Source organism: Desulfococcus sp. (genome assembly GCF_050178255.1).
GTDB classification, from domain to species: Bacteria; Desulfobacterota; Desulfobacteria; order Desulfobacterales; family Desulfococcaceae; genus Desulfococcus; species Desulfococcus multivorans.
In genome coordinates, this window is the sequence record NZ_JBFXGG010000114.1 from 1 (window position 1) to 9,133 (window position 9,133).

Genomic DNA, 9,133 nt, shown 5'->3' on the forward strand with positions numbered 1-9,133 from the left:
AACCGATATTGCTGGTCAGGATGATGACGGTATTCTTGAAATCCACGGTTCGGCCCTGGCCGTCGGTCAGCCGGCCGTCGTCGAAAATCTGGAGCAGCACGTTGAACACATCGTGATGGGCCTTTTCGATTTCGTCGAACAAAATGACGGCGTAAGGCTTGCGCCGCACGGCTTCGGTCAACTGCCCGCCCTCCTCGAATCCGACATAGCCGGGAGGGGCGCCGATCAGCCGGGCGACCGTGTGCTTTTCCATGTATTCGCTCATGTCGATACGCACCATGTTTTCCTCGGAATCGAACAGCGCCTCGGCCAGCGTTTTGGCCAGCTCCGTTTTCCCGACGCCCGTGGGGCCGAGGAAAATAAAGGTGCCGATGGGCCGCCGCGGGTCCTTGATGCCGGAACGGGCCCGGATAACGGCGTCGGCCACCAGCTGGACGGCTTCATCCTGGCCGATGACGCGCTCGTGCAGCACCTCGTCGAGCCGCAGAATTTTCTGGCGTTCGCCTTCCATCAGGCGAGTGACGGGAATGCCGGTCCAACGGGAGATGATCTCGGCGATCTCGTCTTCGGTGACCTCTTCGCGCAGCAGACGTTCACCGGTTTGCTTCCGGGTCAGCATCTCTTCTTCGCTCTTTAATCGCCGTTCAAGCTCAGGCAGTTTGCCGTGCCGCAATTCCGCCGCGCGATTCAGGTCATAGTCCCGTTCGGCGACTTCGATGTCATGCCGTATTTTTTCCAACTCTTCACGGATGGCCTGCACCTTTTTAATGGCATGTTTTTCCGCCTCCCACTGGGCGCGCTTGGCGTCGGCTTCGGTTCGCAGCTCGGCCAGCTCTTTCTGGAGATTTTTCAAGCGTTCCTTGCTTGCCTTGTCTTTTTCTTTTTTCAAGGCCGCTTCTTCAATCTCCAGCTGCATGATCCGGCGCGACACCTCATCGAGCTCCGTGGGCATGGAATCGATTTCAGTGCGGATCATGGCGCAGGCTTCATCGATCAGGTCGATGGCCTTGTCCGGCAAAAACCGGTCGGTGACGTACCGGTTCGACAATACGGCCGCCGTGACCAGGGCGCCGTCCTGGATCTTTACACCGTGGTGAACCTCGTAGCGTTCTTTGAGTCCCCGTAAAATCGAAATGGTGTCTTCAACAGAAGGCTCGCCGACCACGACCGGTTGAAAACGGCGCTCCAGGGCCTTGTCTTTTTCAATGTACTTGCGGTATTCGTCCAGGGTGGTGGCGCCGATGCAGTGCAGCTCACCGCGGGCGAGCATGGGCTTGAGCATGTTGCCGGCATCCATGGCGCCCTCGGTCTTGCCGGCGCCCACAATTGTATGCAGCTCGTCGATGAAAAGCAGAATTTTCCCGTCGGATTCCTTAACCTCCTGCAGGACCGCCTTCAGGCGCTCCTCGAACTCGCCGCGATACTTGGCGCCGGCCACCAAAGCCCCCATATCCAGGGCGAATATGGTTTTGTCTTTCAACCCTTCGGGCACGTCCTGGCGCACGATGCGGTGGGCCAGCCCTTCGACGATGGCGGTTTTACCCACGCCGGGGTCGCCGATCAGGACCGGGTTGTTTTTGGTTTTGCGCGAAAGAATCCGGACCACCCGCCGGATCTCGTTGTCGCGCCCGATGACCGGATCGAGTTTGCCGGACCGGGCCTCTTCCACCAGGTCGCGGCCGTATTTTTGCAGCGCCTCGTAGGTTCCCTCGGGGTCGGCGCTGGTCACGCGCTGATGTCCGCGGATGGCGGTGAGGGTTTGCAGCAGCAGATCGCGGGTGATGTTGAATTCACGCAGAATGCCTCCCGTCGGCGTTTGACCGCCTTCATCGATGAAGGCCAGCAGGATATGCTCGACCGAGACATACTCGTCCTTTAGTTTCTTGGCTTCGGCCTGGGCTTGCACCAGCAGCTTGTTCAGCCGCTGGGTGATATACACCTTGCCCGGCTCCGTGCCCGGCCCGCTGATGCGCGGCTTTTTTTCGAGCGCTTGCACGAGTTTTTCCCTGAATGCGTCTGCCGGAACCTCCATGCGCTCCAACAGCCTCGGCACCAAGCCATCCGATTGTTCCACCAGGGCCAGCATCAAATGCTCGCCGTCCACCTCCTGGTGACCGTAATTGACGGCCTTGGTCTGGGCCTCTTGAAGGGCCTGTTGGCATTTTACGGTTAATTTATTCAAATCCATTGTGTCATTCCTCCATTATTAAAACTGTTTCGAAAGGTTCCTCTTGCCAAAATCCATGACCAGAAGAACACTTCCATTCTCGTGGCTTTTTTTAGCATCTGGATAGCGTTTGCTTAAAACATGCAGCATGGCTTTGTTGTCGGCCAAGATGTATGCTGTAAATCCTTGAAAGCCGTTCTCAATGGCAATTTTTTCCAATTCGCCCAGCAGAAATGAGGCGATGCCTTGCCCCTGGAAATCCTCCCGCACCACAAAGGCCACTTCCGCCCGGTTCTCCATGGATTCCATATAAGTGCCGATGGCCACGATTTCCTTGTTTCCTTTGTTGCGAACAAGGCCAACCAGAGTGATGTTTTTGCGGTAATCCAGCTCCGCCCAGTGGGCTTGCGCCATCTGACGGGAAAAGACTTTAATCTTGCTGAAGAAACGCAAATAGACGGTCTCTTCCTTGAGTTTGTAAAAAAAGTTGCGATATGCGATTTCATCGGATGGTAGAAGAGGCCGAACCGAAAGAGATTGGCCGCTTTTCAGCTTCACCCGGCTTTTGTATTTTTCGATGAACAGCAAATCCATAGCGGGGGGCGGCAGCTGATCCGGAAATACCAAATGGTGCCTTTTAGCGGTTTCGATGAGACCGTTCCTGAATTTGGGATGGGCGATCTGGGTCAACTCCACGGCCCTTTGAAAAATGCTTTTACCTCGAAGTTGCGCGATGCCATACTCGGTTACGATGAAATCCACGTCCGCTCTCAAGGTCGACGTACCCGCGCCCTTGCTGAGATAGGGCACAATGCGTGATTGGCTCTCTTCTTTTGCGGTTGAGGGCAGGGCGATAATTGAAAACCCGCCCTTGGACATGGCCGCGCCGCGAATAAAATTGGCCTGGTCACCCGACCCGCTGTAAAACAGTTGGTCGATGGAATCCGAACAGACTTGGCCGGAAAGATCCACCTCGAGGGCAGAGCTGATGGAGATAAATTTGACGTTTCGCGCGATGACAAGCGGGTCGTTTACAAAATCGGCTGACCGAAAATAAAATCTGGGATTTTTGTCGATGTAGTCATAAATTTTTTTTGTCCCCATGCAAAGCGTGGCCACCGCCCGGCCCGGTAGAAAGCTCTTGTTCTTATTTGTTACAACCCCTTTTTCAAACAGCGGAATAAAGGCATCCGTGATCACCTGGGTATGGATGCCAAGGTCTTTCCTGGCATCGAGATGCTGGAGGATGAAATAGGGCAAATGTCCGAATCCGACCTGCAGGGTCGCTCCGTCATCAACCAGTTCCGATACGAAGTGGCCGATTCTTTCAACAACGGTTTCATCGGGCTTGCGGGGGAGCGATTCCACCAAGGGTTCCTCACAGGGGACCAGATAATCGATTTCATCGACATGGACAAAGCTGTCCCCCCACGTGCAGGGCATTTGGGGGTTTACCTGGGCAATGACCAAATCGGCATTTGCGATCGCCGCTTTGGTGACATCCACGGACACACCCAGACTTCCGAAACCGAACCGGTCAAGGGGACTGATTTGAATCAAGGCAACCTCCAGCCCGATCTGCTTGATATCAAATAAATGCGGGATTTCGGAAAGATAGGCCGGGATATAATCCACTTTGCCTTCAAAGGCTGCCTGGCGCATCAAGTCGCTGACAAAGAAAAGCTTGAGGGAAAACCGCCTTGAAAACTCTGCATCCTCCAAATAATCCGCAAGCGTAAAGGCATACATCTGGTAAAGCATGGCGTCTTCGATGCGCCGGTTGTTCACCATGGCCCGAATCAGACGTTGCGGTTCACCGCAGCCCGAACCGATGAAAATACGGCTGCCGTTCTTGATCATTTCCATCGCTGATTCGGCAGTTGTCAATTTTTCGGGGCAAAGCTGTTTTAACTCCCGAATATTCGTTTCCATCGACCCTTGCATCCCTCATTCCCTCTGTGCATTAACAAAAAACCGCTCTTCATCCGCTATGATTGAATTTGAATCATGGGACCAACATCACCGGCAGCTCTGAATTTTCAGCCACTCGATGGGAGACGCCCCCAAACCAGTACTCCTGGAACCAATCTTTGCCTGTCCGGCCTAAAATGATCATCGTCGCCCTGTGCTCACGGGACAGTCGGATAATTTCTGTGGCGGTATGACCAAACGACAAATGTTGTTCAGCGGACAAGCCGTGTTTTTTCAACGTGTCGCAGTATTTTTCCAATCGTTTTCGGCTTTCTTCCTCCAATGCGCGAATGTCAATTTTGCTGCGATTTTTGGTCAGCTTACTGTCAATATTGTGCGCAACAATTACCCTTTGGGTCACCCCTTTCATTGCCAGAAGCGCATCAAGCGCATTTTCAGACGGCTGCGACCAATCGGTTGCCAGCATCGGACAGGTGAAAACCCTGTCGTTGGTGCGGGTCAAAGACTCTCCTTCCCATTCGAACTGCACCATGTACTTGCTCAGCAAAACAGGTTTCGGACTTCGCCGCACCAGGTCCAGGATATGCGACCCCACATAGATTTTTTCCAGCAGGGTACGCTTTTTACGCCCGGCAACAATCAGGTCCACATCTTCCTGTTGGGCGATTTCGAGTATTTTATCGTTGACGCTGCCAACCTCGACCCGAAAGTCAATCTCAGTGGGGTGATCCGCAACGGCTTGGCGCCATTCCTCGAACCTGATTTTGGCCAGCTCGACAAATTCCTCTTCCTTGTCCTTCATGTATCCGCCATACGGCACGAGGAAATCTTCCCTGGGAATAATATGGGCCAGGACCACCTTTTTAAGTCCGGCATTTTCCAGTTCAAGGATCGACTTGAATGAATTCAGCGCCAATTCCCTGAATCTTGTGTGAAAAAGGATTTTTTCAAATTTCATTTTAGAATCCTTCTCGAATTTGTCAGTTGGCATTCACCTCAAGCCTTCGTCCGCTTTGCGTTGTAAAGTATTCTATTCCCATGAGTCGAAAAGAAGTTGTTCCAATACCGTCATGTCATACAGCCGGGTTACAGCCCCCGTTCCAACTCGCGGATACGGTCTTCCAGCGTATTGATACGTTCCAACAGATCAAGCACAACACCGACGCCAGAATAGTTGATCCCAAGTTCGTTTCGCAGGCGGATGATTTTAGCGATCAATGGCACAGCCTCGCTTTCAAAAAGCCATCGTTCCGGTGTTTCGCGCGTATCAATCGGATCAACCAACCCCAGGCGCACAAATCGATGTACCAGACCGGGATGTATTCGGCAGCATACGGCCACCTCACTGATTCTTAGATAAGGACGATCTGGCTCGATACGTTTCACTAAAACCGGCAGATTCACTTGTCTTTTCATGGACGTTCGCACTCCTTAGAAACTTAAATTGTATCTTTGTCCGGGGATACCCAAACAAACGCTACCTCGGATTGAAGGATGATACCTTGCTCAATTCTTCAAAAAGTTGTCTTTCCTTTTTGGAAAGTTTTTTCGGAACCTTGATTTTCATCACCGCATAAAGATCGCCTCGCCGCCCCTTGGGATTCGGCATCCCCTTTGCGCGGAGTCTTAGTTTCTGTCCGCTTTGGGTACCGGGAGGGACCTTAAGGGTAACCGTTTCATCCAGAGTCTGAACATCGATCTGCGCACCCAAGGCCGCTTCCCATGGGGTAATGGCCAGTTCGGTGTACAGATCGCGCCCTTCCAGACGGAACCTGGGGTGCGGTTCGATTTCAACCTTCAAATACAGGTCGCCGCTGCCGCCGCTGCCGCTTCCCTTGCCGCCCTGGCCCGAAAGGCGGATTTTCTGCCCCGACATGATTCCCGGCGGAATTTTCACATCATAACGTTTTTCCCGGCTGGAAGGGCTTCCATCCATTCCCGGCCCGCTGGATTGCATGGTGATGGTTTTGGTGCCGCCGCCAAACGCCTCTTCAAGGGGTATGCGCAAAACCGCCTCGTGGTCGCTGCCGCGACGATTGATGGAAAAGGGCCGGCCGCCTTGAGCGCCCTGAACATTTTCTTGGAAACGGCCGCCGAAAAGCGCTTCAAAAAAATCGCTGTACTCTCCGCCGTCCGAACTCCAGTAAAAGGTCTCCTCAGGGCCCTGTTGTCCCCGGCTGAAATTCGACCGGTGTTGCCAACCCGGTGGCGGCTGAAAATTGTCTCCCTGCTGCCAGTTGCTGCCGAATTGGTCGTATTTTTCCCGCTTGGCCGGGTCCTTGAGAACCTCATAGGCCTCGTTGATCTCCTTGAATTTTTCTTCGGAGCCGGCCTCCTTGTTCAAATCCGGATGAAATTTACGCGCCAGCTTGCGGTAGGCGCGTTGGATCTCGCTTTTGGACGCGTCGCGGGAAACGCCCAGAATTTCATAGTAGTCTTTGTATTGAACGGCCATAGTTCCCTTTTACACCTCGGGTTTGCTTGATGTTTGTTTCCTGTTAGCGGCCGCTGAATGGAACCAAAGCAGTGCGGCTACGTTTACCTCACGATGATGCCGGGCAATAAGCCATTCCGGCCGCCCCTTGGCGAGGCGGCCGAACCGGCTTTAAGATCAGCTTCGTTCGGTGAATTCGGCATCCACCACGTCATCATCGCTGCCTGCACCGTCGGCCCGGCCGCCGCCTCCCGAAGGCTGTTCGGCGCCGCCGCCTTGCTGTTGATAGGCCGCGGTACCGACCATGCTCAGGGCCTGCTGCAGGTCGCTGGCCATCTGGATGTGACGCTGCTTATCCGTATTTTCATTTTTCACCGCCTCCTTGGCGTCGGCAACAAGCTGTTCGCACCGTGATCTTTCATGCACCGGCACCTTGTCGCCCAAATCGGCCAGTAACCGCTCCAGCTGGTCGGCCAGGCTGTCGGTTTTGTTTCGGGCATCGATGGTTTCACGCCGCTGTTTGTCCGAAGCGGCATTTTGTTCGGCCTCCCGGACCATGCGTTCCACTTCATTTTTGTCCAGATTGGTGGATTCGGTGATGGTCACGGTCTGGGATTTGCCGGTGGCTTCGTCTTTGGCGGTCACATTGAGAATGCCGTTAGCGTCGATATCAAAGGACACTTTGATCTGGGCGACGCCGCGCGGCGCAGGGGCGATGCCTTCCAGGCGGAAACGTCCCAGCACGCGGTTGTCCGACGCCATTTCCCGTTCACCTTGCAGGACGACGATATCCACCGCGGTCTGGTTGTCGTCGGCGGTGGAAAAAACCTCTTCACGCCGGCAGGGGATGGTGGTGTTGCGATCAATCAACTTGGTCATCACGCCGCCGAGGGTCTCGACACCCAGGGACAGGGGGGTGACATCCAGCAAAACCACATCCTCCATCTCTCCCTTGATGACCGCAGCCTGTATGGCGGCGCCAACGGCAACCACCTCGTCTGGGTTCACACTCATGTTGGGCTGCTTTCCACCGGTAAGCTTCTTGACCAGTTCCTGCACCGCCGGCACGCGGGTGGACCCGCCCACCAGAATCAATTCGTCGATGTCATTGGCTGTCAGTTTGGCGTCCGCCAACGCGCGTTCGATTGGTTGCATGCATCGTTGAACCAGATCGTGAATTAAGCTTTCGAATTTAGCTCGTGTGATCTTCTGGGTTAGATGCTTGGGGCCTGTCGCATCCGCGGTGATAAAAGGCAGGTTGATCTCCGTCTCTACCGCTGAGGAAAGCTCGCACTTGGCCTTTTCCGCGGCCTCATACAGCCGTTGAAGGGCCTGCCGGTCGCTGCGCAGGTCAATACCGCTCTCTTTTTTAAACTCGTCGGCCACCCAGTCCACGATACGCTTGTCGAAGTCATCGCCGCCCAGATGGGTGTCGCCGGAAGTGGACCGCACCTCACACACGCCGTCACCCACATCCAGAATAGACACGTCGAAGGTGCCTCCGCCAAGGTCGAATACCAGCACGGTTTCATTTTTCTTTTTTTCGAGCCCGTAGGCCAACGCCGCTGCCGTGGGCTCGTTGATGATCCGCAAAACCTTGAGCCCCGCGATTTCGCCAGCGGTTTTGGTGGCCTGGCGCTGGGCATCATTGAAGTAGGCCGGGACGGTAATGACCGCTTCGGTGACCTTCTCCCCCAGGTGGCTGGAGGCGTCGGTTACCAGTTTGCGCAGCACCTGGGCGGAAACTTCCTCGGGGGCGATCTTTTTGCCGCGCACGTCGAACCGGACCGCATCGCTACTGTCTTTCACCACCTTATAGGATACGATTTTGGATTCTTCATCCACCTCGCCCCACCTGCGGCCGACAAACCGCTTGGCCGAGTAAATGGTCGAATCCGGATTCATCACAGCCTGACGCTGAGCGATTTTGCCCGCGAGTCGCTGTCCGTCTTCAGTGTATGCCACCACCGACGGTGTGGTGCGAGATCCCTCGCTGTTGGGGATCACCGTTGCTTTGTCGCCTTCCCAAACCGCGACAACCGAATTGGTCGTTCCCAAGTCTATTCCGATTGCTTTTGCCATGATTCGTTCCCTCCTTCGGGTTGGTTGTGTTTTCATAAAAAATATGGCATGATCGATGCGTGTCAATTATTATTAACATTACTTTTTTAATGTTTTAATGTATTGTAATGTCTCGGCGCTTGTTTTTCATGTGCGTAATCCCAAAAAAGGTCGCAGGCATACCAAAGTCCGATAATTTACATAAATTTCAGCTTATTAGGCTGTATTCTGCAAATCATAAACATAGGAATCGGATATCCTTTTTTGAAGTCGGTTGCCGCATGTAAAGCGAGCAGCCTCCAAATTATCACTATATGATAAGGTGGGCCTGCCCACAGCAGGAGGTGAGATTGAAATTGACAAACATTGTAACAATCCATATTGTTACATTATTTTTTATGCAAATCAAATTATTTGGGTGTGGATCTAACGCGGTAATTTCTAATTGCAGTTAAATTGGTTAGTTGTATACATGTAAGAGTAATGCCAGCCTCCTTTCTGGGCAGCTAACCCCGCCATAATTCGATATGCCGTGCATT

6 protein-coding genes and 1 pseudogene are annotated in these 9,133 nt (G+C 53.7%); all 7 read right to left on the reverse strand.

The annotated features are described in order from the left end of the window. The coding region (locus AB7S84_RS14675) for an AAA family ATPase (RefSeq protein WP_428155351.1) at positions 1–2,188 on the reverse strand (2,188 nt) is incomplete at its 3' end. 18 nt (positions 2,189–2,206) lie between these two features. Beyond that, a complete protein-coding gene (locus AB7S84_RS14680) occupies positions 2,207–3,367 on the reverse strand; it encodes a GNAT family N-acetyltransferase (protein WP_428155360.1) in 1,161 nt (386 codons plus the stop codon). Positions 3,368–3,601: 234 nt separating this feature from the next. Further along, positions 3,602–4,111: pseudogene (locus AB7S84_RS14685) on the reverse strand (acetyl-CoA hydrolase); the annotation flags it as partial. A gap of 61 nt (positions 4,112–4,172) precedes the next feature. Then, entirely contained in the window at positions 4,173–5,057 is an 885-nt protein-coding gene (locus AB7S84_RS14690; RefSeq protein WP_428155353.1) for a universal stress protein, read from the reverse strand. Positions 5,058–5,185: 128 nt separating this feature from the next. Further along, a complete protein-coding gene (locus AB7S84_RS14695; protein WP_428155355.1) occupies positions 5,186–5,515 on the reverse strand; it encodes a chaperone modulator CbpM in 330 nt (109 codons plus the stop codon). A gap of 61 nt (positions 5,516–5,576) precedes the next feature. Then, complete coding sequence (locus tag AB7S84_RS14700; protein WP_428155357.1) at positions 5,577–6,554, reverse strand: DnaJ C-terminal domain-containing protein; 978 nt, start codon at positions 6,552–6,554, stop codon at positions 5,577–5,579. A gap of 156 nt (positions 6,555–6,710) precedes the next feature. Further along, positions 6,711–8,615 (reverse strand): molecular chaperone DnaK, encoded by a 1,905-nt coding sequence (gene dnaK / locus AB7S84_RS14705; RefSeq protein WP_428155359.1) that lies wholly within the window; start codon positions 8,613–8,615, stop codon positions 6,711–6,713. Between the last annotated feature and the right edge of the window lie 518 nt (positions 8,616–9,133).

What these genes read in the sequence shown, in the direction of transcription:
- AB7S84_RS14690 (WP_428155353.1), bottom strand. Translation starts at nt 5,057, where the DNA reads ATGAAATTTGAAAAAATCCTTTTTCACACAAGATTCAGGGAATTGGCG.
- AB7S84_RS14695 (WP_428155355.1), bottom strand. Translation starts at nt 5,515, where the DNA reads ATGAAAAGACAAGTGAATCTGCCGGTTTTAGTGAAACGTATCGAGCCA.
- AB7S84_RS14700 (WP_428155357.1), bottom strand. Translation starts at nt 6,554, where the DNA reads ATGGCCGTTCAATACAAAGACTACTATGAAATTCTGGGCGTTTCCCGC.
- dnaK (WP_428155359.1), bottom strand. Translation starts at nt 8,615, where the DNA reads ATGGCAAAAGCAATCGGAATAGACTTGGGAACGACCAATTCGGTTGTC.